Annotated in this window: 22 protein-coding genes; 12 read left to right on the top strand and 10 right to left on the bottom strand. The window is 44.3% G+C overall.

Annotated elements, in window-relative coordinates; genetic code table 11:
* Positions 1 to 642: chorismate synthase (gene aroC, locus J5I83_RS10435; protein WP_304055748.1), on the top strand; the 642-nt coding region annotated here is incomplete at its 5' end.
* 7 nt (positions 643 to 649) lie between these two features.
* On the opposite strand, the gene J5I83_RS10430 is transcribed toward aroC, so the two are convergent.
* From J5I83_RS10430 to J5I83_RS10415, 4 genes are all read right to left on the bottom strand, one after another.
* Positions 650 to 1444: an RNA methyltransferase gene (locus J5I83_RS10430; RefSeq protein WP_304055746.1), complete on the bottom strand. Its 795-nt coding sequence runs from the start codon at positions 1442 to 1444 to the stop codon at positions 650 to 652.
* Positions 1445 to 1762: 318 nt separating this feature from the next.
* Positions 1763 to 2203 carry a hypothetical protein gene (locus tag J5I83_RS10425; protein WP_304055745.1) on the bottom strand — a complete coding sequence of 147 codons (441 nt, stop codon included), beginning with the start codon at positions 2201 to 2203 and terminating at the stop codon, positions 1763 to 1765.
* Between the two features lie 444 nt (positions 2204 to 2647).
* Positions 2648 to 3358, bottom strand: a complete 711-nt coding sequence (gene murU / locus J5I83_RS10420) for an N-acetylmuramate alpha-1-phosphate uridylyltransferase MurU (RefSeq protein ID WP_304055744.1) — start codon at positions 3356 to 3358, stop codon at positions 2648 to 2650.
* 3 nt (positions 3359 to 3361) lie between these two features.
* A complete protein-coding gene (locus tag J5I83_RS10415; protein ID WP_304055741.1) occupies positions 3362 to 4372 on the bottom strand; it encodes an aminoglycoside phosphotransferase family protein in 1011 nt (336 codons plus the stop codon).
* A gap of 183 nt (positions 4373 to 4555) precedes the next feature.
* Here J5I83_RS10415 and J5I83_RS10410 point away from each other — a divergent pair, with 183 nt between their 5' ends.
* On the top strand, positions 4556 to 4837 hold the full coding sequence (locus J5I83_RS10410; protein ID WP_304055734.1) for an accessory factor UbiK family protein: 282 nt from the start codon (positions 4556 to 4558) through the stop codon (positions 4835 to 4837).
* 115 nt (positions 4838 to 4952) lie between these two features.
* Entirely contained in the window at positions 4953 to 6464 is a 1512-nt protein-coding gene (locus J5I83_RS10405; protein ID WP_304055732.1) for a YifB family Mg chelatase-like AAA ATPase, read from the top strand.
* 42 nt (positions 6465 to 6506) lie between these two features.
* Here the strand turns inward: J5I83_RS10405 and dnaB are convergent, their stop codons facing one another.
* The 5 genes from dnaB to rpsF form a co-directional block, all read right to left on the bottom strand.
* A complete protein-coding gene (gene dnaB / locus J5I83_RS10400) occupies positions 6507 to 7901 on the bottom strand; it encodes a replicative DNA helicase (RefSeq protein WP_304055731.1) in 1395 nt (464 codons plus the stop codon).
* A 109-nt stretch (positions 7902 to 8010) separates the two neighbouring features.
* Complete coding sequence (rplI, locus tag J5I83_RS10395; protein WP_304055729.1) at positions 8011 to 8466, bottom strand: 50S ribosomal protein L9; 456 nt, start codon at positions 8464 to 8466, stop codon at positions 8011 to 8013.
* Positions 8467 to 8484: 18 nt separating this feature from the next.
* Entirely contained in the window at positions 8485 to 8715 is a 231-nt protein-coding gene (gene rpsR, locus J5I83_RS10390) for a 30S ribosomal protein S18 (protein ID WP_304055752.1), read from the bottom strand.
* Between the two features lie 44 nt (positions 8716 to 8759).
* Positions 8760 to 9062 (bottom strand): primosomal replication protein N, encoded by a 303-nt coding sequence (priB, locus tag J5I83_RS10385; protein ID WP_304055751.1) that lies wholly within the window; start codon positions 9060 to 9062, stop codon positions 8760 to 8762.
* 35 nt (positions 9063 to 9097) lie between these two features.
* Positions 9098 to 9526, bottom strand: coding sequence for a 30S ribosomal protein S6 (gene rpsF, locus J5I83_RS10380; protein WP_304055727.1), 429 nt, complete (start codon positions 9524 to 9526; stop codon positions 9098 to 9100).
* Between the two features lie 378 nt (positions 9527 to 9904).
* Here rpsF and hemE point away from each other — a divergent pair, with 378 nt between their 5' ends.
* The 7 genes from hemE to J5I83_RS10345 all read left to right on the top strand — a co-directional run bounded on the left by hemE (position 9905) and on the right by J5I83_RS10345 (position 21126).
* Positions 9905 to 10972 (top strand): uroporphyrinogen decarboxylase, encoded by a 1068-nt coding sequence (gene hemE, locus J5I83_RS10375; protein WP_304055726.1) that lies wholly within the window; start codon positions 9905 to 9907, stop codon positions 10970 to 10972.
* Positions 10973 to 11010: 38 nt separating this feature from the next.
* A complete protein-coding gene (locus J5I83_RS10370; RefSeq protein WP_304055725.1) occupies positions 11011 to 11694 on the top strand; it encodes a response regulator transcription factor in 684 nt (227 codons plus the stop codon).
* On the top strand, positions 11681 to 12988 hold the full coding sequence (locus tag J5I83_RS10365) for a HAMP domain-containing sensor histidine kinase (RefSeq protein ID WP_304055723.1): 1308 nt from the start codon (positions 11681 to 11683) through the stop codon (positions 12986 to 12988). The genes J5I83_RS10370 and J5I83_RS10365 overlap by 14 nt, the downstream gene beginning before the upstream one ends.
* A gap of 549 nt (positions 12989 to 13537) precedes the next feature.
* A complete protein-coding gene (locus tag J5I83_RS10360; protein WP_304055721.1) occupies positions 13538 to 16078 on the top strand; it encodes a DUF2309 domain-containing protein in 2541 nt (846 codons plus the stop codon).
* A 9-nt stretch (positions 16079 to 16087) separates the two neighbouring features.
* On the top strand, positions 16088 to 17971 hold the full coding sequence (locus tag J5I83_RS10355) for a proton-conducting transporter membrane subunit (protein WP_304055719.1): 1884 nt from the start codon (positions 16088 to 16090) through the stop codon (positions 17969 to 17971).
* Positions 17972 to 18010: 39 nt separating this feature from the next.
* Positions 18011 to 19600, top strand: a complete 1590-nt coding sequence (locus tag J5I83_RS10350; RefSeq protein ID WP_304055717.1) for a SulP family inorganic anion transporter — start codon at positions 18011 to 18013, stop codon at positions 19598 to 19600.
* Between the two features lie 197 nt (positions 19601 to 19797).
* Positions 19798 to 21126, top strand: a complete 1329-nt coding sequence (locus J5I83_RS10345; protein WP_304055714.1) for a DUF2254 domain-containing protein — start codon at positions 19798 to 19800, stop codon at positions 21124 to 21126.
* 3 nt (positions 21127 to 21129) lie between these two features.
* Here J5I83_RS10345 and J5I83_RS10340 read toward each other — a convergent pair whose 3' ends face one another.
* Positions 21130 to 21657: a protein tyrosine phosphatase family protein gene (locus tag J5I83_RS10340; RefSeq protein ID WP_304055711.1), complete on the bottom strand. Its 528-nt coding sequence runs from the start codon at positions 21655 to 21657 to the stop codon at positions 21130 to 21132.
* A gap of 80 nt (positions 21658 to 21737) precedes the next feature.
* On the opposite strand from J5I83_RS10340, the gene J5I83_RS10335 reads away from it, so the two are divergent.
* Together J5I83_RS10335 and J5I83_RS10330 are read left to right on the top strand one after the other, a co-directional pair.
* Complete coding sequence (locus tag J5I83_RS10335) at positions 21738 to 24446, top strand: cation-transporting P-type ATPase (RefSeq protein WP_304055709.1); 2709 nt, start codon at positions 21738 to 21740, stop codon at positions 24444 to 24446.
* Positions 24447 to 24650: 204 nt separating this feature from the next.
* The gene (locus tag J5I83_RS10330; RefSeq protein WP_304055706.1) at positions 24651 to 25652 is read left to right on the top strand and encodes a diacylglycerol kinase family protein; all 1002 of its coding nucleotides are present in this window, start codon (positions 24651 to 24653) and stop codon (positions 25650 to 25652) included.
* The last annotated feature ends 11 nt before the right edge of the window (positions 25653 to 25663 follow it).

Here is a 25663-nt window from a genome sequence, read left to right as displayed (position 1 = left end):
TTTTTTGCTGCCGATAACAACATTGTTCCTGAGCTTGAGGATTTCATGGACCGACTGCGCAAATCCGGCGATTCAGTGGGCGCGAAAATCAATGCTGTGGCTGAGGGTGTGCCAGTCGGGTGGGGGGAGCCTGTCTACGACCGATTGGATGCAGAAATTGCTTATGCCATGATGAGCATTAACGCGGTCAAGGGAGTAGAAATCGGTGCAGGGTTTGCGAGTGTCAGCCAAAAAGGAACGGAGCATTCAGACGAGATGACTCCCGAAGGATTTCTGAGCAATAACGCCGGTGGTATTCTAGGTGGCATTTCTACGGGCCAGCCGATTACTGTCAATGTAGCGATCAAACCGACATCGAGCATACGCTTGGCGAGGAGATCCATTGATAAAGCGGGTAATCCAGCGATCGTCGAGACGCATGGCAGGCATGATCCCTGTGTTGGTATTCGCGCAACACCTATCGTTGAAGCTATGCTGGCACTGGTGTTGATGGACCACGCCTTGCGTCATCGCGCACAGAATGCCACTGTAGTATGTGAAACACCGCGTATTCCAGGAGCCATTGAAAATAAAACTACCATAATCTCAGCGTCAGAACCAAAACCGCCGCTAGCTGAAGATCCGGAGCCCTATGAAGTGTGATCAAGCATCAATAACATTGCTGCCTGACTTTTTCAAAAAAACAGATCGCTGCCGCAGCGGTTACGTTGAGCGATTCCGTGTTGCCCGACATGGGAATTGTTACCTGCTCACTGACAGCTTGCAGCATTTCTGGCGATAATCCTGCTCCTTCGTTGCCAAATACAAACGCTACCGGACCGGTGAGATCGGTCTGATAGAGGTGTCGGGTAGCATGCAACGTGGTAGCAATGACTTGACCGTGAAATCGCTGGGCTACTTGTGTTAAATTGGATTGCTCGTGAATGGTTAGCGAGAAGTGTGCCCCCATCGCTGCGCGTAGTGTTTTAGGCGACCAGGCATCTGCACAGTCATTGGACAAATAGACATCACTTACGCCAGCGGCTGCGGCAGAGCGCAATATCGCGCCTAAATTGCCGGGATCCTGCATTGCTTCCAGCAATACGCAGAATACCTGATTATCGCTGATAGTATTAGGTTCAGATAAGGGAATAGCGATGAGTGCCAGGATGCCGCTCGGTGTTTTGACCGGAGACACTTGTCTGAACAAGGCATCACTCAACATGACGGTATTGACTTCGACGTATTTACTGAATCTACCTAACAAATATTTGATTTCCGTATTATTGCATCCTAATTCACTGATGATCAATTTTAACGGTATTCCTTGTGCAGCTTGATAAGCCTGAATGAGATGTGCGCCATCGAGCAATGTTAAACCGGCTATTCGTCGCTGCCGCGACGACTTCTCTAGCTTGACCAGCTGTTTGAAAAGTGTATGTTCGCGAGAAGTTATAGAATGCATGAAGTAGAATGCCGGCGCACTGATATTCTTAAATCCGTTATCTTCTCATATCGAGTATCAGGCATAACATTCTGATCATAAAAATGAGGATTTCTGCTTCTTCGTCTGAACATTACCATTTACGGCAAGATAAGATACCGGAATTTTTATTTTTGCCTGAAGGGCATGCATTCACTAACTGCAAAATGTATGTCGGAATTGTTTTTGACAATAAAGCGAAATAAACTTATCTAATTGGATGTGAATCGCGATGAAAACAAGCTACAGCCAGTTAACACTGTCATGTAGCTCGTTTTTATATTAAGTATTGGATTGACATTAATTTAACTGAGATTTCGTTTCATCTTCCTTTGTGTATCCAATGTCGTGTTTGTTCACATCCGTATAGTTGCGTTTTTCCTGATCTCTTGCCATTTTCCGGTGAATGGCGGCTTCCTTTAGATTCTCTTTGATGGATTTCTCAAAATAGCGAATATTCGCTGACGTATGTGATTGGAGATCTAGACCTTTTCTACCATAGTAATAGTTGTGGTCCTCATATTCCTGGAGTAATTTCTTCTGTGCTTGCAATTTTGTTTGCATTTCTTTCGCTGTATTTTCGTGATGCTGTGCTAGCGCATCATGATTGTTATGATCAATTGCGCTAAGACGGGTAGTGCCAATTTCATTGTTCTGAACAGCTGAAACCGGATTCATTTGTGCGCAAGCAGATAAAAAGCAGAGCGTCAGTACAGCAATCAAAGAAATCTGTGTTTTCATTGTAATACCTCCAGTAAGCAACTTAAGCCTCACTTCTTTCCTTCATTTAACAAAATTTCTAATGAGTTTCTCTTTGTGATTTTTAGAAATACCCATGCTATGAATACGTTCTTTCTAGGAAACATATTTATTCTTAATTTACATCAATTGGTGTGACAATCTTTTTTCTATCGGGATTAACCATTATCGACAATAACATTATGGTTTCTAATACATTAACCCTAGTATTGTCATCAATATTGATAGAATTAAACAACTTATATTGTCTTAAGGATGAATATTATGTTTAAAACAATTAAAAAATAAGTATTAAAATGTGAAATTTATTGTTGCGAATATAGATACAATATAAATTGTATTCATAAAAACTGTTATATTCGTCATTGGTTGGAAGCATGCATGGCATAAGGAAGTGACTATAGTGAAATTGAATTGTGCAATATTTCACAGAAGCTGTACGTTAAGTAGTTGCAGTCGTTCTGGTGTGCCAATATCCATCCACATGCCGTGATAATATTCTCCACTGACTTTATCTGCCGAGATGGCCTGATGTAGCAGAGGTGAAAGTTTAGTGGCAGTATCTGGCATGACCTGGTTAAAAAGTTGAGGGCGATAGACCCCGATACCACTAAAAGTGAGCTTGTGTTGTCCCGTTTTAGTTAGGCGATCTTGCTCCAGAAAAAAATCACCGGCAGGATGATGCTGAGGATTGTCAACTAGGACTAAATGGGCGAGATCACTCGCAGGATTTGACCACAATCGCTGCAAAGGCGATAGCAAGGTAGAGTAATTCATTTGGCAATAGATATCAGCATTGATAACCAGGAAAGGTTGGTTTGCTGAGAAGTTAGTTAGAAGAGGGAGCGCTTTAGTTATTCCACCAGCAGTTTCCAGCACGGAGGTTTCTTGCGAGTAGGTAATATGGATACCATAACGTTGACCATTACCCAGCGCCGCTTCGATCATATGACCGAGATAGGCATGATTGATAACGACATCCAAAAAACCAGCTTGTGCCAGATTTCGCAGATGATATTCGATCAGCATTTGATTTCCCACACGAAGCAGCGGCTTGGGTAATGTGTCGGTCAAAGGACGCATGCGTTCACCACGCCCGGCTGCGAGGATCATTGCTTTAAAAGGGTGGACTGCCATTGGTTAGAAGGTATAACCGATTCGAGTAGCGGATTGATTGCCTTCAAGCTGATCCAGCAGAGTGAGCAGCGGCTGCAGCTCGCGATAACGCTCGCATGCTTTACGTAAATAAGTCATGACGAGTGGCATGTTTTTGAGATAGGCGTCTTTGTGATCCCGGTGATACAGCCGCGCAAAAATGCCTAGCACTTTGAGGTGACGTTGAACTCCCATCCACTCAAAATCCCGATAAAAATCAGAAAAATCAGTGGTGACGAGAAGTCCTGCTTTACGTGCTTTTTCCCAGTAACGGATGACCCAATCCAAAATGCGTTCTTCTTCCCAGTGAATGTAAGCATCTTTAAACAGGGAAACCAGATCATAGGTAATCGGCCCATAGACTGCATCCTGAAAATCAATAATGCCAGGATTGGGTATGGTCATCATTAAATTGCGGGAGTGATAATCACGATGAACAAATACTTTGAGTTGGGCAAGATTATTTTCAAGTATGCATGAAAATACAGCAGTTAAATTATCATGTTGTTTTTGATCAAGTGTCACTTGGAGATGCCGGGCGATGTACCACTCTGGAAATAAATCTAATTCTCTTCCAAGCAGCGCTGCATCGTATTCTGGGAATACATCTGTCTGACTGATCAGCTGAATTCTAATCAGCGCATCAATGGCATCGCCATAAAGCTTGTCTGCAGTGGCTGGATTTGCTGCCAGTGTTTGCAGGTAAGTGGTGCTGCCTAGGTCGGAAAGCAGCAAAAAACCTTGTATCAAGTTTTTGGCCAGGATAGCAGGTACATGGACGTTTGCGGAGGAAAATACTTCAGCTGCATGCAGGAATGGGACACAGTTTTCCAGCTGAGGTGGTGCGTCCATGGCAATTATCGATTGTTCTTCCATGGTGATGCGAAAATAGCGACGAAAGCTCGCGTCAGCCGAAGCTGGCGAGAGATCGAAAGATTTTCCGGGGAAGATTGTTTTTATCCAATCTTCCAGGAGCTGTAAACGTTCGGTAGTCATGAATCAATGTTGTTTTATAAAAGATAGCCGATCATCGCACAGTATATTATTTTCTGACAGCTCTCAGCGCGTGGTTATGGGTTGCCTAATTGATTGAAGTATGCGATTTTATCTTGTAGGTGCCGTTACCATGCTTAAAGAACGAGTGCTGAGTCATCAATTAAAAATATAAGTGGAGAGAAAATGGTTAACAAAAACGTTTTGGATGAAATCGGTGCAAAAATCAGTGAAATCGTGGCACATAGCCCAGCCAAGGATATTGAAAGAAATATGCGCGCTATGATGACGAGTATGCTTTCTCGTTTGGATGTGGTTACGCGTGAAGAGTTTGATGTGCAACAAGAAGTGCTCAAACGGACACGTGCAAAATTGACTGAGTTAGAGGAAAAAGTTGCCGCTTTGGAGAGTCAACTGAAACCTGCCTCGTCAGATACTGGAGCGGGCGACACAAATTATGAAGGATAGCGCTAACAGAATGTTTCTTGTTAGCAAGTAGTTGTCTAAGCTGCTCATTCGCCCTAGCATGCGCATGGTAAGTTTCTGTTAACGGCCGGTAATTTTATCACGCCTCTTATTTTTCATGTCATTGGCCATTCTTTATAGTCGCGCGCTATCAGGCATGGAAGCGCCACTGGTTACTGTGGAAACCCATTTATCCAATGGTTTACCCAGTTTCACCATCGTTGGGTTACCTGAAACCGAGGTAAAAGAAAGTAAAGACCGGGTGCGAGCTGCGTTGCAAAATGGGCGATTTAAATTTCCTGCGCAGCGTATTACGGTCAACCTTGCGCCAGCAGATTTGCCTAAGGAAAGTGGCCGGTTTGATTTACCTATCGCACTTGGTATTCTTGCTGCAACGGGGCAAATACCTGCTGATAAGCTCGATCAGTATGAGTGGGTAGGCGAACTTTCCTTAAGCGGGAAATTGCGTCCTATCCATGGTGCGCTGGCTATGACTTATGGCGCATCACGATCAGGGCGCAGCTTTGTTTTGCCGCTAGAAAATGCGGCGGAAGCATCCTTGGTGAAGGAAGCAGTCGTTTATCCTGCAGCATCCTTACTGCAGGTCTGTGCGCATTTAACGGGATATGAGTTATTAGAGCCTTACACTGCACTTTCTGTAGCAAACAATGGTGCGGATGAGTTAAATCATCATGCGGACCTAAAAGAAGTGAAGGGTCAAGGGCATGCCAAGCGCGCCTTGGAGATTGCTGCAGCAGGTGGCCACAGCATCTTGCTGATCGGACCGCCCGGTACGGGTAAATCAATGCTGGCTGAACGTTTTGCCAGTATTCTTCCTGTCATGACGGAGCAAGAGGCGCTTGAGTCTGCTGCTATTCAGTCACTTGCCAGTGGTTGCTTCGATATCGCCCACTGGAAACGCCGCCCTTTTCGCTCACCTCATCATACTGCTTCTGCCGTAGCCATGGTGGGTGGTGGCAGTATTCCCCGCCCTGGAGAAATTTCCCTAGCAATGCATGGTGTGTTATTCCTGGATGAATTGCCGGAATTTGATCGTAGGGTTTTGGAAGTGCTGCGAGAACCGCTTGAGGCGGGGCAGATTACCATCTCGCGGGCAACGCGACAGGCCAATTTTCCTGCACGCTTCCAATTAATCGCCGCGATGAACCCATGCCCATGTGGCTATTTGGGTCATTATGACGGGAGATGCCGCTGCACACCAGAGCAGGTAGCGCGTTACCGTGGAAAAATATCTGGCCCTTTGCTTGATCGTATTGATATGCAGATTGAGGTGCCGGCTGTTCCGCAAGAGGATCTGCTGCGTCAAGGGGAAAGTGAATCAAGCCATAGGGTAAGAGCACGTGTCGAGATTGCTCGTCAATATCAGCTTACACGACAAAATGCTGCAAATGCTGGCTTGAAGGTGTGCGAGATCGATAAATATTGCAAGCCGGATGAAGCGGGTACGCATTTATTGGAACAGGCTATTTCCCGCTTGAATATTTCTGCCCGTGCGTTTCATCGTATATTGAAGCTGGCGCGTACTATCGCAGATTTAGCGGGCAGTGAGCAGATTCGCAGCGGACATATTGCAGAGGCAATACAATACCGGCGACTGGACCGGAACTGATAGATCGTTCCAGCATAATGTTTGTAAAAATACTGGTTGCAATCAGTAATATTCGGCCCGGGCGCAATTCTCAAAGCGGGTATACTCACCCAGAAAGGTCAAATCAATTTTTCCGATTGGGCCATTACGTTGTTTGCCAATAATGATTTCGGCGATGCCTTTATCCGGGGTATCCGGATTGTAAACTTCATCCCGATAAATGAATAGAATGACATCTGCATCCTGTTCTATGGCACCTGATTCGCGCAAATCAGACATTACCGGTCGTTTGTGGGGATTAGGCCGCTGTTCCAGGCTGCGATTAAGCTGTGACAATGCGATGACGGGTACTTGCAGTTCTTTTGCCAATGCTTTGAGTGAGCGCGAAATCTCAGAAATTTCGGTGGCGCGGTTTTCACTGTGTGTGTGGGATGACATGAGCTGGAGATAGTCAACTACGATTAATCCCAATTCACCATGCTGACGGTAAAGCCGTCGTGCCCGGGCTCTAAGCTCCAGTGCATTCAATGCGGCGCTTTCATCAATAAAAATAGGAGCATCGTTTAATTTACCCAGCGCGTGAGTAAGTTTCGGCCAGTCTTCATCCTCCAATCGTCCGGTGCGGACTTTATGTTGATCAAGCCTGCCTATTGAACCTAACATACGCATCGCGAGCTGCGCACCACCCATTTCCATACTGAATACAGCTGCCGGTTTATTAAGCTCTAACGCCACATATTCTGCAATATTGAGGGCAAATGCTGTTTTGCCCATCGATGGTCTGCCTGCGACGATAATAAGATCTCCCGGCTGGAAGCCTGAAGTTTTCTGGTCTAAATCATGAAAACCAGATGCAATGCCTGTGACATCACTTGGATTGTCGCGGCTGTACAGCATTTCAATGCGCTCTACAACCTGCTTTAATAGTGGCTGGATATCGATAAACCCCTGTTTGCCGCGCGCACCAATTTCAGCAATCTCAAATATCTTGCTTTCTGCCTCGTCCAGCAGGTTTGAAGCAGAACGCCCTGCCGGATTATAGGCAGAGTCGGCGATTTGTGTGCTGATCTGAGCAAGCTTACGCATGATGGAGCGTTCCCTTACGATTTCAGCATAACGGCGGATATTAGCAGCCGTTGGTGTACTTTGTACTATTGAGCCTATATAAGCCAGTCCTCCAACGTGCTGCAATTCAGCTGAATTTTCAAGCGACTCTGCGACGGTTATCACATCAGCAGGTTTGTTTTGTTCTATCAGGTTGCAAATATGATGGTAAATAAGCTGATGATCTTGACGATAAAAATCAGTATGAGTGAGAATATCTGCTATTTTGTCCCATGCATGGTTATCCAGCATTAAACCACCTAACACTGATTGTTCTGCTTCAACTGAATGAGGTGGTGTCTTGTAAACTTCTAGCAATTCATTATGAGCAATACTCATGGGGGACTGAGCCATAGGAATCCGGCGGAATCTGCAAACGCTAAAGAAGAAAATTCTATCATTGAATCACAAAAATAAAAAAAGGACTGTTGCCAGTCCTTTTCCATAAAGCAAGCAAAAGTGCTTAGGTCGTGGTTTCACCCAAAACTGATACGGTAATGTGTGCCAATACATCGCCATGGAGTGCGATGGTGATCGCATAATCACCTATTTGCTTGATTTGATTTTCTGGCATACGAATCATTGACTTATCAATGGAGAAACCTTGATTCTTAAGTGCCTCAGCGATATTTGCATTGGTGACGGAACCAAACAATTTGCCATCTACGCCACTCTTCTGGGTAATTTGCAGAAGCAGTCCATCCAGTTTGGTTGCCAGTACTTGAGCATTTGCCATTGTTTCCGCCTGTTTTTTTTCTAACTCAGCGCGTCTGGATTGAAAATCAGCAATTGCACTTTCGGTAGCCCATTTTGCCTTACCTTGCGGTATCAGATAATTGCGTGCATATCCTCTTTTAACGTTGACGATGTCACCCAATTGTCCGAGGCTAGCAATTTTTTCCATCAGTATTACTTGCATGATATTTCTCCTCAGTTCTTAATGTCGATCGGTGTAGGGCAATAATGCAAGAAAACGTGCGCGCTCTATCGCTGTATTTAGCTGCCGTTGATAATATGCTTTGGTGCCGGTAATACGAGCTGGAATGATTTTGCCATTCTCACTGATAAAGTCTTTCAATATGTTGATGTCTTTATAGTCGACTGTTTTGATGCCTTCTACTGTAAAACGACAAAACTTTTTACGTTTAAACAAAGGGCGGTTCGCCATTCTTTCCTTGGCTTTGATCTTACTATCTTTATTTCTTGTAAATCTCATGGTGATGTTCCTGTTTCCTGAATGTTTATGATATCGATATGCGCTACATGTAACACCAGTCGAGTGCTCATTTTATTTTTTTTTGCAAGAAATCCAGTCAGCTTAACGAAGCAACCGATTTCCATGCCAGAAATTGTGTCAGCCATGTCAGCTAATGCTACCGCAGAAATGTCGCAGGCTACCTGACGTGGCATACTTGCTTCGATTTGATTCGAGTTATGGCTTATTTCAAACTCTATGACTGTTTTTCCTGCAGGGGTATAACGCAACTGACCGAGTTTTAGAATTTTTCCGCAAATGATTATCTGATTACAATTTAGCAGCTTATCCGTTTTTAGACCTCAACACTGGTTTTTTCGGATGCATCCTCTGTATTTGTTTCTGTGCTTTGCGCAATCTCTGGATTGCCTTCTGAATCATCGCTGCTTGTCGATGACTTGGCCTTATCTTCCTGCATCATGACGGATGGTGAAGTAATAGCTTGGTCCATTTTGATTGTAAGATGCCGAAGCACGGCATCGCTGAATTTGAAAGCATGTTCAAGCTCAGTGAGTGTTTCTTGGTTGCATTCGATATTCATTAGCACATAATGTGCTTTGTGTACTTTCTGAATAAGATAGGCAAGTTGACGGCGTCCCCAGTCTTCTACACGATGAATTTTTCCGTCTTTTGAAGTAACGATTCCGCGGTAACGTTCAATCATCGCAGGTACTTGTTCACTCTGATCAGGGTGGACAATAAAAACAATCTCGTAATGTCTCATAATATCCTTATGGGTAAAGCTTCCCGCTGATCTGCACAATATACGGTGAAGCAAGGTTTAAAAAAGCTGCCATAGCGCTCTACAGCGCCATCTATTTTACTGAGTTAATTGAAAAACATCAAAATAACTTTATCAATCTATTGACTCTTGATCTTATCCAAGCTTCATCTCCGACTCATTTGCTGGTTTTTCGTTTGCGGGAATAATGAAATCGGACTTATTTATGAATTCCTGAATTGAAATGTGCAAACCTGGAGTCAATCACTGGTAACATATGCAGTTAATTTCGTGACTGAATAAAAAAATTCTGCTGAATTTGTTTCTCTTTTCAATCATTACTATCATTACCGATAAAAATTAGATAGATTACTCAATGCAATGACAAAACTAAAAAACGATACCCTGATACGGGCGCTGTTACGCCAACCTACTGAATACACGCCAGTATGGCTTATGCGGCAGGCTGGGCGTTATTTACCTGAATATAACCAGACACGTGCTCGTGCAGGTGATTTTTTATCGTTATGCAAGAATCCTAATTTTGCAACGGAAGTAACCATGCAGCCATTAGCGCGTTTCCCATTAGATGCTGCCATTTTATTTTCCGATATCCTTACCATACCTGATGCTATGGGGTTAGGGCTATATTTCGCAGAAGGAGAGGGGCCCCGATTTGAACGGCCTTTGCGTGAAGAATGGGAAATACGTTCGCTTGTTGTGCCTGATCCCGATGTGCATTTGCGTTATGTCATCGATGCCGTTTCACAAATCCGCAAGACATTGAATAATCAGGTTCCACTTATCGGTTTTTCTGGTAGCCCATTCACGCTTGCATGCTATATGGTGGAAGGGTGTGGCGGTACTGATTTTCGTCAAACCAAGACCTTACTCTATCAACGTCCTGATCTGCTGCACCATATTCTCGACATTAATGCACGGGCTGTCACGGCTTATCTCAATGCACAAATTGAAGCAGGCGCTCAGGCTGTCATGATATTTGATACTTGGGGTGGAGCGTTGTCACAGTCTGCCTATCTGGAATTCTCGCTGCATTATATGACACAAATCATTGCAGGATTAAAGCGTGAACAGGATGGTGTGCGTATTCCCAACATTATCTTTACCAAGGGTGGAGGGTTATGGTTGGAACACATGGTCAGTAGCCAATGTGATGCGATTGGGCTTGACTGGACAATCGATATTGGTGAAGCACGCCGTCGCGTGCGAGACAGCGTTGCGTTGCAAGGAAACCTTGATCCAGCGGTATTATTCGCTAGCACGGATACAATTACTGCAGAAGTTGAAAAAGTTTTGACTAGTTATGGCGCTGGTTCCGGACATGTATTTAATCTGGGTCATGGAATTTCTCAATTCACGCCGCCAGAAAATGCATTGACTCTTGTGGAAGTTGTTCATACACTAAGCCGTAAGTACCATCAGGGTTAGTTTATTGTCTTCTCCACTACGGTCAGTATTTTCTACATATGCGTATACTTATTATTGAAGATGACCAAGCGATAGCAACGAATCTTTATGATTTTCTGGAATCGCGTGGGCATAGCGCAGATGCTGCGCTTGATGGGATGACAGGCTTTCGTCTTGCGAGTACACAATCTTTTGATGCCATCTTGCTCGATCTAAAATTACCTAAACTGGATGGTATGACGCTATGCCACAAGCTTCGCCACGAATGTGAAATTGATGTGCCAATATTAATGCTGACGGCACGCGATACACTAGAAGATAAGCTGATAGGCTTTGAGAATGGGGCAGATGATTATCTGGTCAAGCCATTTGCGCTCAAAGAAGTTGAAGCGCGTTTAACTGCGATGCATAAACGGTATAAAGGTAAGGTTGCCGTCCGGAAATTGGAAGTGGGTGATCTTTCTTTTGATCCCAAGGCGCTATCAATCCGCTTTAAGGGTTGTGATGTTAAATTGCCACCAAAATGCATTCGCTTGCTCGCGCTCTTGATGAGCGAGCCTGGGCGTGTCTTCAGCCGCAAGGAATTAGAGCATGAGGCCTGGGAAGAAGAGCAAGAAACGAGTGATACGCTGCGTAGTCATATGCACGTATTGAGACGGGCTTTAACAAAAGCCGGCGGGTATGATCCCATTGAAACGGTGCATGGTCTAGGTTACTGTCTGAACGCTAGTGTTCAAGATTAAATATGGTATTCGCCTGCGCGTGACGCTGGCGCTTGCAATTTTCTGTATCATCATTGTTGGGACGCTTGCTATTAGTCTCTATTTCGCTTCTGGTGACATTGAGGAAGCGCATATTGAGCAAATTATGAAAGCTGAAATGAATCATGTGATTCATCATTATCTTCAGCATACCACCTTCACATCGCAAGTAGGATCCAGCCTTAGAAGTTACATGATAGACGGCGGCACTGATGATAGCCATTTGCCTGATTATCTGCAAAAACTGACCTACGGATTGCATACGATATTCCATAATGGCGAGGAAATTCGTGTTTTAGTTAAATATGCGGATGATGCAAAATTTATTGTCGCCTATCAAATTGGACTGCATGAGCAGCGGCAGCGTGAATTCAGGTTACTTGTCATTTTATCTTTGATTGCTGTTGTTGCAATCGCCTTCTTGGTAGGGTATTTGCTTGCTGGCTTGCTGGTAAAGCAGATAACGGATCTGGCCGAACGCGTAAAACGTTTATTACCCTCCAATCATAATACTCAAGGCCTCGTCTCGAATAATATTCACTGTGTGTCATTGAGTCAGCCTGGTCAGGATGAAGAGGTTGCGCAGCTTGCACGCACATTGGAGGATTATCAATTTCGTATCATGCGAATGTTGCAGCGTGAACAAGAGTTTACTGCCAATATCAGTCATGAGCTTCGCACGCCTATTACTACCATTCTGACGAGTTGTGAATTACTGCTTGCTGAACAGAATCTATCCAATAAAGCGTACACTCGAATAAAAAATATTGAAGCAGTGTCCTTCCGAATGAGCGATCAAGTGCAAGCATTACTTTTTCTGGCTCGCGAGCAGGCACTGGGTACGATGGAACCCGTTGCCATTGCTGAGTGCGTTTATGATGCAGTTGAGCCATTTTGCGAGGAAATATATAAAAAGAATCTTGATCTTGACGTGTCCATTAAACCGGGTGTTGTTCTGAATTTAAACAGGCAGGCACTGTATACTGCACTTGTCAATATATTACGAAACGCGGTTCAATATACCGAGCAAGGATTTATTCGCATCAGTTTTGACAATAAATGCTTATCGATTTCCGATTCTGGTATTGGCATTGAACCCGCTTTTATGCCTTTTCTCTATGAGCGTTTTTTTCGTGGATCCAAAAAAACGCAAGGATTAGGAATTGGGCTTGTAATTGTTAAGCGTATTTGTGATTACTATAATTGGAGAATTGAAGTAGATAGCACTGTTGGGAAAGGAGCGACCTTTCACATCATTTTCCCTGAAGGAAGTTAATATTCCCATCCGGATCAACATACAGTCATAACTGTTTTGCCTCGTTAAAATCAGTTTACCCTGATTTCATAAGACAGCATCTGTGCTGTTAATCTGTCATTCCACAAAAAATTTTACCGATTTAACGCATTCTTTGAGAGCTTTGTGTGACCCTATTTTCAAAAATAGAGTTACTAATAAGAACAATGAATTAGTAATCCAGGGAAGGTTTTTACAAAAGCTTTTCTTTAAGAATTTGGTCATTATTCTTCACGAATTCTTCACACTTAATATGTTAATTTTCGGTCACTCAATATTAAAAATATGAATATAGCGCTGTAGTAATCTATTTTTTTAATATTAAGTTAACAAGTGGAAAGTAAACGTCTTAATAGAGCTTCTTGGTTGGTGCTTCAAAATGATTTTTAGGTAAAGAGTATATCGAGGAAAAAGATGGATTAATAAATTCACCTTAAAATTTATTTTGCAATTTAATTGTCACGATTGTTGTTTATTCACTTATGAAGTGATGATTAAAAAACGCTTGAATTTGATAACAGGGATCCTCAAATGAATACACAAAATTCATCTTTTGATGAACACAGAGTACTTCATGATTTAAAGCATTATTTGCCTGCCCAAGCACCACTAAAAGATTTTATTCATCACAATACGCTGCATGCATTTCAGCAACTCAAATTTCATGATGCAGCTAGAAAAGCAACAAAAATTTTTGGTTATCAAACCAAGCTGCAATTAGAGGAATATCGTGCGCTTTATCACTCTGGTCGCATCAGAGAAGATGTTCTCAGAAGAATCATTTCGGAGAAGAAAGGATCAGCCAAAACTGATGAATGGATTGATAAGCTCCTCCATCAAAAATATGACACTTCAGTTTCCGCAAGAATTGGGCAGTTAAGAGCAAACTGGAAAACAGCTTATAGTATTGATCTAGATTTACTCATTCAACCATTCTTATTCAGAATTCTTTGTAATTATCTCGATCAGGGAATATCTGTCTGGGGATTCCCTATTGGCGATAGAGATTTTCTTTCCGCCATGAGAGATTTAGAAAAAGAAAGTATTGTTAGTCTGTTCAAAAAAAAGAGAGCAAGGGAATTTCTTATTTCTGGTGATTGCAGTATCAGTAAATTATTAAGTATTCTGGTTGGCGATGAGTCGCTCTTTGAGCATTATCTGTACGATCAGCAATTTGCTCATCAAGGTTGGTCCGGTATTGTTGCGGTAGCAGAAGATCAGCCTCAGTTTTTTCTAAACCGGAAAGAAATTACCCTGCACGATTTAATCATTTTTGAGCTCTTGCTTGAAATTGATACGCTAGATGCCCAATTTGGTGAAATCTGGTCACCTTTGGCTGGCAAATTGGTAAACAAACCAGAGCCGCTTTTTTCGGAAGTGCCAGAAACTGAGCATGATGAAGCGCTTGCGTTATGGCATGATGCTTTTGAATGGTCTTATTACAATCAAGTGCTTGCTGCTATTCAAATGCAGGAGAAACCGCAAGAGAATATAGCAGCGAATAAAAGCTTTCAGGCAATGTTTTGTCTGGACGACAGAGAATGCTCATTGCGTCGTCATATTGAAGGCATTGATCCTGAATGCGCGACATTTGGCACCCCGGGATTTTTTGGTGTTCAGTTCTTTTTCCAACCTGAACATGGAAAGTTTTACACCAAATTATGCCCGGCACCTAACACACCAAAGCATCTGATTAAGGAAACAGAGACCCGTCATCCGCGAAAGGATGAGCCACTGCTTTCCAAATTATCACATGCTCTTTTCCATGGCTGGTTGATTACCCAGACTTTGGGTTTTTTCTCTGCTTTTAAACTAGCGCTGAATGTATTTAGACCGACTGCAGCGCCTGTCATGGCTTCGTCATTCGCGCACATGTATCAGCTTTCATCACTTACTATTGAGAATAAGCAGGCGGATGATAAAGAAAATGGCTTGCAAATAGGGTTTACCATTGAAGAAATGGCCGCCAACCTGGAAAACCTGTTAAAAGGAATAGGCCTCGTTGATAATTTTGCACCAATCGTCTATGTATTCGGTCACGGTGCAAGTAGCATAAATAACCCGCACTATGCCGCTTACGATTGCGGTGCTTGCTCAGGCAGGCCAGGTTCGGTGAATGCGCGTGTGATTTGCCATATTGCCAATCATCCTGAGGTCAGAAAAATTCTTCGTACCAAGGGTATCAATATTCCAGACAACACTCAGTTTGTAGGCGGGTTGCACGATACAACCCGGGATGAAGTTTCTTATTTTGATGAAAGTGCGCTATCTCCTGACAATCTTAACCGGCACCGCACGAATGTAGCGGTGATCAATAAGGCGCTGGATCTCAATGCAAAGGAACGTTCACGGAGACTGTTGTCGATCAATACCAAAAGTAAAGCGGAGAAAATTCATGAAGAAGTCCGCAGACGCTCAGTCTCTCTTTTTGAACCACGGCCTGAGCTCAATCACGCTACAAATGCAATCTGTGTTGTCAGCAGACGCCAGCTAACCAAAAAAATCTTTCTGGATCGCAGGGCATTCTTGAATTCATTTGATTATCGTGTCGACCCGGACGGAAAATATCTGTTCCTGGTCATGAGACCTATTGCGCCTGTATTGGGAGGGATTAACCTGGAATATTTTTTCTCGCGCATGGACAATTACAGAATGGGTGCGGGAACAAAATTACCATACAACATCATGGGATTGATTGGTGTTGCAAATGGTAGCGATGGTGATTTAAGACCGGGTCTTCCAAGCCAGATGATTGAGGTGCACGATCCTGTCAGACTGCTTGTTATTGTCGAACATTTTCCTGACGTTGTTTTGAAGTCGATCAATCAGGAGGCGGCGACCTACGAGTTTTATATTAATGAGTGGGTACATATCGTTGCAGTCCATCCGGAAACACGCGAAATTTTCTTGTTTAAGGACGGTAAATTTGTGCCATTCAAGCCGTTGCCGCAGCCGCTTGAGGCTGTATCCGATGTAGTTCCTGTTATAGAGTCAGCTATCGAGGCGCCAACGACGCATATCGTTGATGCGACCAAAGAAAACCTGCCAGTTTATCTCATTAAACAAAAGTGAGGTTTCATGATGACTTTCTTACTAGCGCCGTTACTTAAATATCTGGTAATTATCCCATTTATTGGTTTTTTTGCGAGTCTGTTCATCCCCGCGAGAATGGAGAGACTCATAGCCTGGGTCTCGCTTATGGCAGTAGGATTTCATTTGGTCTGTGCTTGGCTGTTTATCGCTTTCTGGCTAATTCCGGGCGATTTTCCAACCTATCAGACAACTGAATTCAGTCTATATGAATCACCTGATTATCAGTTTTTTATTTCGTTCTATTTCGATAAAGTCACCACCGTTTTTCTGTTTATCGGTAGCTTTCTGATATTGCTGGTAACTGTTTATAGCTCATACTATTTACACCGTGACAATGGGTACAAGCGTTTTTTTAATGCATTGTTATTGTTTTATCTTGGTTACAACATTGTCATTTTCTCGGGCAACTTTGAAACGCTGTTTATTGGCTGGGAAATATTGGGTATCTGCTCATTTCTATTGATCGGTTTTTATAGAGACAGATTCCTGCCCGTTAAAAATGCCTTGAAGGTGTTTACAGCATTTCGCATAGCAGATATGGGTCTGCTTTTTTGCATCTGGCTGAGCCATCATTTATGGCATGAAAATATCACATTCATAAAATTGGCGAATAGTGAGGTCGTTCAGGCGCAGATTAGTAATCATATGACAATCAGCATCGTCATTTCGCTCATGATTTTACTTGCTGCTGCCGTGAAATCAGCGCAACTTCCCTTTACTTCCTGGATACCCCGAGCCATGGAGGGGCCCACTCCTTCCAGTGCTATCTTCTATGGTTCATTGTCGGTACATCTGGGTGTCTTTTTGTTGTTAAGAAGTTATCCATTTTGGCAGTATTTGACACCCATTGTCATAGGTATAGCCGTCATAGGACTTGCAACCGCGATTGTTGCAACCCTAATATCCCGCGTGCAGTCATCCGTTAAAACACAGATTGCGTATTCTTCTACTGCGCAAATTGGAATCATATTCATTGAAGTAGCCGCAGGATTCCATGACTTGGCTCTCTTTCATTTAACTGGAAATGCCTTTTTAAGGACTTACCAAATTTTGGTTTCACCTTCAGTAGTGGCTTATCTCATTCGCGAGCAATTTTATAATTTTATTCCGCGGCACTATATTGATAAAAATGAAACTTTAAGGAAGCTCAAATATAGCCTTTATTTATTGAGTACCAAAGAATTTTATCTGGACTCATTCATCTATATCATCCTATGGAATCCAATGAAGTGGCTTGGCAGAAAACTGGATGGCATTGGAGAAAATGCAGCGTTCAACTTCATTACCGTCAGCACCTTTATTGGAGTGACCTGTATCTACGCCAAGGACAATATTCCACCTTCGATTTATTACTTGTTCCCGACTTTCTTTGCTTTCGTTGGCTTACTGATGGTGATCAGATCATTCACCGAAAGAAGAAACGCGCAATTCAGCTGGCTGCTCATGGTGGTATACCATTTCTGGATCACGCTTGCTGTTTCTTTCTATGAAGAATCAGATGTCATTGAGATGGCCATTTATTTAGGCGGTACTCTGCTGCCAGGGATAGTGGGCTTTGCCGCACTGGATAGGTTAAAAACCCTGGAAGGCAGAATTGATTGGAATGATTTCCAAGGCCATGTTTATGAACATCCGGATTTAGCTTTAATCTTTTTCTTGTCATGCCTAGGTCTCATGGCATTCCCGATCACACCTTCTTTCTTGGGTGTGGATTTGGTTTTCACCTATATCCATACAGAACAGATCGATTTTGCGGTCATTCTTGCGATGGGCTACATTTTATTAGGCCTTTCGGTGGTAAGGATGTATTCCCGTATCTTCCTTGGGCCTCATGTCAAAACTTATCATGAAATTCCAAATAGATCGTCGTAACAAACTGTGTCTTTTATAACAACATAACAGGAGATGTAGATGGACTCATCACAACACGTAGTTCCAAAGGATGGATTAGCTGGATTAAAAGAGAATTTTAAACATGATTTCATGGCTGGTTTTTTTGTTTTCCTGCTGGCATTACCGCTTAGTTTAGGAATTGCTAAAGCAGGAGAATTTCCGCCTGCAATGGGCGTGCTGACTGCCATGATAGGTGGCCTGCTGGTTGCTTTCTTTGCTGGTTCTGCTCTAACCATTAAGGGACCTGCAGCCGGGCTGATTACCATTGTTGCTGGATGTGTATTGGCGTTTGGTGGTGGAATAGAAGGCTGGCGTATGGCATTGGGCGTGATGGTCGTTGCCGGAGTTCTTCAGGTTGTTATAGGCTTTCTGAAAGCGGGGTCATTGAGTGATTTCTTTCCACACTCGGCTGTCCATGGAATGTTGGCTGCGATCGGGCTGATCATTATTTCCAAGCAAGCGCATATCATGCTGGGTATTGATCCGGCAGATTTGAAGGGTATGAATCCTGTTGCTCTCTATGCTGCGTTGCCAAATTCAGTTATGAACGCTAACTGGCCTATCGCGGTGGTTGGATTAATCAGCCTTGCGCTTATGTTAATTATGCCAAAAATAAAGAATCCGATAGCCAAAAAAATTCCGGCACCAATGCTCGTATTGTTAATAGCAATACCCGCAACGATATTTTTTGATTACAAGACAACGCAAGGGGCGCATGCGCTTGTTCAGATTGGTGATTTCTGGGAAGTACTTGGCTTCAATGCGGATTTCTCAGGTATTGGTACCGTTATTTTCTGGAAATATGTTTTGATGTTCTTGATTATTGGAAGTCTTGAGTCCTGCCTGACAGTCAAGGCGATTGATAATATGGATCCATGGAAACGGCAATCTCATTTCAACAAGGATCTGATTGCAGTAGGCGCAGGCAACACACTTGCTGCTGTACTGGGCGGTTCTCCAGCCATATCGGAGGTTGCTCGTAGCTCTGCTAACATCGGTTTTGGTGCGAGAACACGCTGGGCAAATTTCTTCCATGGCTTCTTCCTGTTTATATCGATGTTACTATTGATTCCAGTCATTGAGATGATTCCAAATGCGGCATTGGCTGCGATGCTGGTATTTGTCGGCTGGCGCCTCGCACATCCGCATGAATTCTTTAAAACCTATAAAATTGGTAGCGAGCAACTGACAATCTTTGTAATCACCATTGGCGTGACAGTTGCGACTGATCTGCTTATGGGCGTCGCTTCCGGTATTCTTGTCAAATTTCTCTTTCATATTATCAATGGCGCAAAATTGAGCAATCTTTTTTCAGCCAGATATGAGCTAAAGAACGAGGAAGGCAAATATTTCCTAACAATTCGTGATTCAGCGATATTCTCTAATTTGATAGGCTTTAAAAAAGTATTTAATCAGTTTGAACCTGGCAAGGAAGTCGTGATCGATTTTCAGAATGCAAATCTGGTTGACCATACCTTTATGGAGTTTCTAGATCATTTTGAAGATGAATATACGCGCGGTGGTGGTGTTGTCGATGTCAGAGGCTTTGAACGATTTGAGCCATTCTCCAGTCATCCGCTGTCGGGTAGAAAAGTACGAAAAGATTAAATTGAGTCACTGCATTTAATCAAACTTGAAGGGCGCTATTTCTGGCGCCCTTTTTCATTAACGCATTAACGTGCTGCCTTAGCTTACGTTTCTTTTTTAATTTAGATTGTAATTTATTCAATGTCTCAACTCGGTACATAAGTGCCGCTTCGCTTTGCTTTTACACGCCAGTTACGGCGAATGTTAGGGATTATGTTATGAGCCAGGCATCAAGGATTAGCTTAACTTTACGCAGTCGTGTCAGGTTTTATCTGAACCGAATCCGTGAGCACTTGTGGGTTAAACCGCTCGTTATTTGTCTCCTGTCAATTATCGTCGCATTTTTAGCAGCCCTGGCAGATCGTTTCGATTTCGGCCAATCCGTTCCCGATATTAGTGCAAAATCCATAGAAACCTTGCTCTCCATCGTATCTACAAGCATGCTCGTCATAGCCGTTTTCGCAGTGGGTGCAATGTTGTCAGCGTATGCATCCGCGAGCAGTGCTGCGACCCCGCGTTCATTCTTTCTCGTTATTGCCGATGATGTCTCGCAGAATTCGTTATCAGTATTTATTGGTGCTTTTATTTTTAGCATCATAGGCTTGGTTGCGCTGCTCAATGGTATTTACGATAAACCCGGCCGATTTGTTCTTTTCCTAATCACAATGATCGTGTTCGCGATGGTGATTTTTACCTTTGTGCGGTGGGTGGACCGGATTGCAAGACTAGGTAGACTAGGAACGACGGTTGATAAGGTTGAAGCAGCCGCGCGTGATGCACTGACGATTCGTGCTCGGTTTCCTACGTTTGGAGCTGCAAAGGAGGTGAAAACGGATGGTCAAGGCGTGGCTGTTTATTCGAAGGAAGTTGGTTATGTACAGCGTATTGATGTTGCAAGACTGCAAATTCTCGCGGAACAATTTGAGGGAAATATCGTTGTGTGTGCTCTTCCAGGTACTTTTTCTGCTCCAGATCAACCACTTGCATATGTTGAAGCGCCTAATTTTTCCGAAGCAGAAACTGTTCTTGACGATATCGGCGGGGCCTTCATGATCGGGGGTGAAAGAACATTTGATGAAGATCCCCGCTTTGGTCTGGTCGTACTTTCAGAAATAGCAAGTCGCGCCTTGTCGCCAGCTGTCAATGATCCGGGAACTGCCATTGATGTCATTGGTACTTTGGTAAGGCTTTTCGTCCTCTGGACAAGGTCGTATGACGCAGCAGGTGAGCATTCGGTCGAGTTTGATCGCGTTGCAATACCTGAAATTTCGCTGGACGACATGTTTGATGATGCTTTTAATGCGATTTCTCGAGATGGTGCATCTGCACTGGAGGTGGCGATTCGACTGCAAAAAGCTTTCCATTCTCTGGTGTCGCTTGAGCATAAACAAATGAGGCAGGCTGCAATTGCGCATGCGAGGCTTGCACTTCGATATGCCGAGTTGGCATTGAAGCTACCTGAGGAAATTGAAGCTGTCCGGAGAGTGGCAGAGCATACTATTCAGATGGAAACAGATGATGATAAACAAGGTGCTCCATTTGATTGATTGTCAGCACATATTTTTCGTACGACAGATGGCTTTGATTTTTTCTTCCATATTGGATTGCATCCCCGCGGTACGGCCCTCCTCAAAAGCAATATCTGGCGTTATTCCTTTACTCAGGCGGTAAGCCGCCCACATCGCACCAGCGCGATTGCCTGAGGCGCAGTGAAGTAACACTGGTATGGCAGCTTGCTCAATCACGCTGGTAAAAGCGGCCAGTTGTTCGTCGTTTATGCCAGCGCTGGTCACCGGGATATTGATATAACGCATACCGGCTGTTTCAACCGCTTGTTTCTCTGCCAGGGTGCCTTCAGCCTCGGTGCGTAGATCAATAATCATTTTGAAGCCTTGTTCAGCAAGCTCCTCAACCCCTCCTTGGTCCAATTTGCCTCCAGTCGCGACTTGTGTAGTGGCACGATTGTAATTGGTCACTGCTTTAATCTGATTGCCAAAAGGTGCCTGCTTAGTGGCATAGATAATACTGGTATGCGATATCAGCAACCAAACAATGATGTAAAGTGTCGTATTCTTCATGACTTCGTATAATGGTTTAGAGTAGATACCTGTTTAAGGTAGCACATACCGAAAGGCAAATTAAAGGTGGGAGGGAAAAATTGGAAACTTCCGAACGTAATTCAGAGATTGCTTGGCACAGTCAATCAGAAAACGACGTCATAGCTATTCTTCAATCCAGCCAGAATGGTCTTTCTCAGGCCGAAGCAGAGCAGCGGCTTAAACAGTATGGACCTAACCGGCTGAAACCGCCCCAACAACGCAGTGCTTGGGTGCGATTCCTGCTGCAATTTCATAATGTGCTGATTTATGTGTTATTAATTTCTGCGGTAATTACTGGCTTGCTGGGTCACTGGATTGATACGGCGGTGATCATGGGAGTGGTCGTGATTAATGCACTGATCGGTTTTATCCAGGAAGGTAAAGCGGAAAAAGCATTGAACGCCATACGGCGTATGCTTTCGCTGGATGCCATTGTTGTGCGTGATGGTAAACGCCTGCAAATCCCGGCAGAAGAATTGGTGCCGGGCGATATTGTGTTGCTGCAATCCGGGCATAAGGTGCCCGCCGATCTGCGTTTGCTCAACGTCAAAAGTTTGCGTATTGAAGAAGCTGCCTTGACTGGAGAATCCGAGGCAGTAGAGAAGAAAATCGAAGCAGTGCCGTCGCAGGTAACCATCGGGGATCGCTTGAGCATGGCCTATTCGAGCACTTTGGTGGTCTATGGCCAGGGAACAGGGGTTGTGGTGGCGACGAGTGATCAGACCGAAATAGGACGCATCAGCACCATGCTCGAATCTGTCGATACCATTGAAACGCCCCTGCTGAGACAGGTAGCAACATTTGGTCATTGGTTGACCTGGGCGATCATCGCTTTGTCTGTGTGCATGCTGTTATATGGTTTGCTGCTTGGTGATTATAGTCTGGATGAGATGTTTCTGGCCGCTGTCAGCATTGCTGTCGCGGCTATCCCGGAAGGGCTGCCAGCCATCATGACCATCACCCTGGCTTTGGGTGTGCAAATGATGGCCAGACGGCATGCCATTATCCGCCGTTTGCCAGCAGTGGAAACCCTGGGTGCGGTTACGGTAATTTGCACTGACAAAACAGGGACATTGACGCGTAACGAGATGACTGTGCAGCGCGTCATCATGGCGGATTACCAACTGGAAGTAAGTGGCGTAGGCTATGCACCCGTTGGCGGATTCAGTTTGCAAGACAATGAGTTTCTCATGAATGAGCATGCAGAGATACTTGATCTTTTTCGCGCCGGATTGTTATGTAATGATGCGCAATTACGTGAGCATGCGGATAACTGGACAATCGAGGGAGACCCTACTGAAGGTGCATTGATTACGCTCGCCTTGAAAGCAGGACTAGATCCGCAGTTGGAACAGGAATCACTGCCGCGCACCGATGCCATTCCGTTTGAATCCGAACATCGCTTCATGGCGACTTTACATCATGATCACACCGGTAATGGCTATATTTATCTTAAAGGAGCACCTGAGGAAGTATTGGCTATTTGCGTTAGTGAGCGCAGTATAGGTACCGACCGTCCTCTGGATAACAGTTACTGGCAGGCGAAAATGCAGGAAGCGGCTGCTTCGGGACAGCGGATACTTGCCATTGCGGTCAAGGCTGCTGAAGGCGGTCAGACAACGTTGAATTTCAATCATGTTCGTACCAATTTTACCTTGCTGGGTTTAGTCGGCATCATCGATCCACCCAAGGAAGAAGCGATCGAAGCGGTACAACGCTGCCGATCTGCTGGTATACGCGTCAAAATGATTACCGGTGATCATATTGCCACAGCGCGTGCGATTGGCAAGCAACTCGGCATCGGTGATGGTCAGACGGCGCTGAGCGGAATTGATCTGGATCGAATGGATGACGCGCAATTGCGCAAGGAAGTTACACAAACGGATATATTTGCCCGCGCCAGCCCGGAGCACAAACTGCGATTGGTGCAAGCGTTGCAGGCCAATGATGAAGTCGTCGCCATGACCGGCGATGGGGTGAATGATGCGCCTGCGCTGAAACGCGCGGATATCGGTGTAGCCATGGGTAAGAAGGGCACTGAAGTAGCCAAGGAAGCCGCTAAAATGGTGATTACGGATGATAATTTTGTTTCGATTGCGCATGCAGTGGAAGAAGGCCGCACGGTTTACGATAACATCAGAAAAACGATTATTTATATCATGCCAACCAGTGTGGCTGAAGCTGGCATGCTGGTTATCGCCATTCTGCTGGGCATAACGCTGCCAATTTCCCCCGTGCAGATTTTGTGGATCAATATGGTGACTGCGGTCACGCTTTCAATATCACTTGCATTCGAGAAGGCAGAGCCAGGCATCATGCAGCGGCCGCCGCGCGATCCAGGTGAGCCCATCCTGTCAAGATTCATGTTGTGGCGCATTGCGTTTGTATCACTGCTGCTTACCAGCGGTGCGCTTGGGTTGTTTTTATGGCAGCAGGCACAGGGCGGCAGCATTGAAACTTGCCGGACGATCGCAGTCAATGCGCTGGTGATGGGGGAAATCTGGTATTTATTCAACTGCCGCTATCTGCTGTCACCTGCATTGTCCTGCAAAGGATTACTGGGGAGTTCTTATGTGCTGCTTGCTGTGAGCATCCTGGTAGTGATTCAGCTTTTATTTACTTATAGCCCGTTGATGCAGCAATTGTTTGGCACGGCTGCAATTGATACGACGGCCTGGATTAAAATAATATTGTTTGGTGTAGTCATTTTTCTAGCGGTTGAAATTGAGAAGTATCTGATTGCACGTTATCAGCTTGCCCGCTTGTGATATTTTGCCCGAAGTGGTGATAGTGACACGCTGATGGCTAAAACGCGATACATCATTTTGTAAAAAAAGTTGTTTATATTTATTACTATGCGCCGGTGTGAATACATTGGCTATGACACAATGAAACAAAGCAACTGTTATCACTTCCGGCACGCTGATTAAATGACGCAGGTTTTTGGGCCAAACAGACAATTAGTATTCTCCTTGGAAAATTATTCATTTCAACAAAATGGGACACCGCTAGCTGTTCCCTCACCTCAAAAAGCATTGATCATTTTCAATCCGATCTCTAGCGCGGGAAATACGGAAACAACAGCCGATGAGCTGGGAAAATCTCTGGCTGATCATGGCATTGTTGTGGAAGTCTGCAAATCCGAGAAAAAAATGAAATCGTATATGCGTATCGCGGATGATATTGCTGCTTGTGATCTGGTAGTGGTGGTCGGGGGTGATGGAACAGTTAGAAAACTGCTTCCTTTGCTTGGCAGGACGGGTACGCCCGTTTATGTGGTTCCCGGTGGAAATGAATCGTTATTTGCACATTTGTATGGAATGAGTGCGAATGCAGAGGATTTGCTCCAGGCGATAGCCTGCGGAAAATACCTGGAGCAATTTTATGGCCTGATCAGCGGTCACGGCATTCACGGAGAGAAACCTTTTTTCATTATGGCCTCGATGGGATTTGATTCACTGACAGTCAAGCGGATTGGCAAACGGAAAGGTCCGATCAGTGACTCGACTTATGTATGGTGCGGGTTAAGCGCCTTGGTTTCTTTATTTCATCCTACCGTGTCGGTTTCCGTTGATGAACAAACGGTTATTGACCATGCATCAGGTTATCTCATTGTGGCTAACAGTTCGGCTTATGCCAGAAATTTACAGCTTGTTCCTGCTGCCAGTCCATCGGTCGATGAGTTAGTCATCGGTTTCTTGCCTGGGGCGCGGCGCCAGCATGAGGTCATCAAAACAGTAAGGATGCTGCAGCACAAACCAGCAGATCTTCCCTTGCAATATTTTGCAGGCAGGAACATATCGCTCACATTACATGAACCATCCTATCCGTTGCAGGTAGACGGTGACTACTTCCGTAACCGCGATATCGAAGCGGGAAGCACCATAAAATTCAGTATCAGTCCGAAACCGGTTCGGGTATTGATCCAACCACATCCAGCGGATTCACGCGTTAAAACGCTAAAGGCTGAATAAATCAAAGGAAT

It is taken from the genome of Nitrosomonas communis (assembly GCF_024102715.1).
Taxonomy (GTDB): Bacteria; Pseudomonadota; Gammaproteobacteria; order Burkholderiales; family Nitrosomonadaceae; genus Nitrosomonas; species Nitrosomonas communis_B.
Note: the sequence above shows the minus strand (reverse complement) of the source record. Positions and strands in the feature narration are given on the sequence as shown.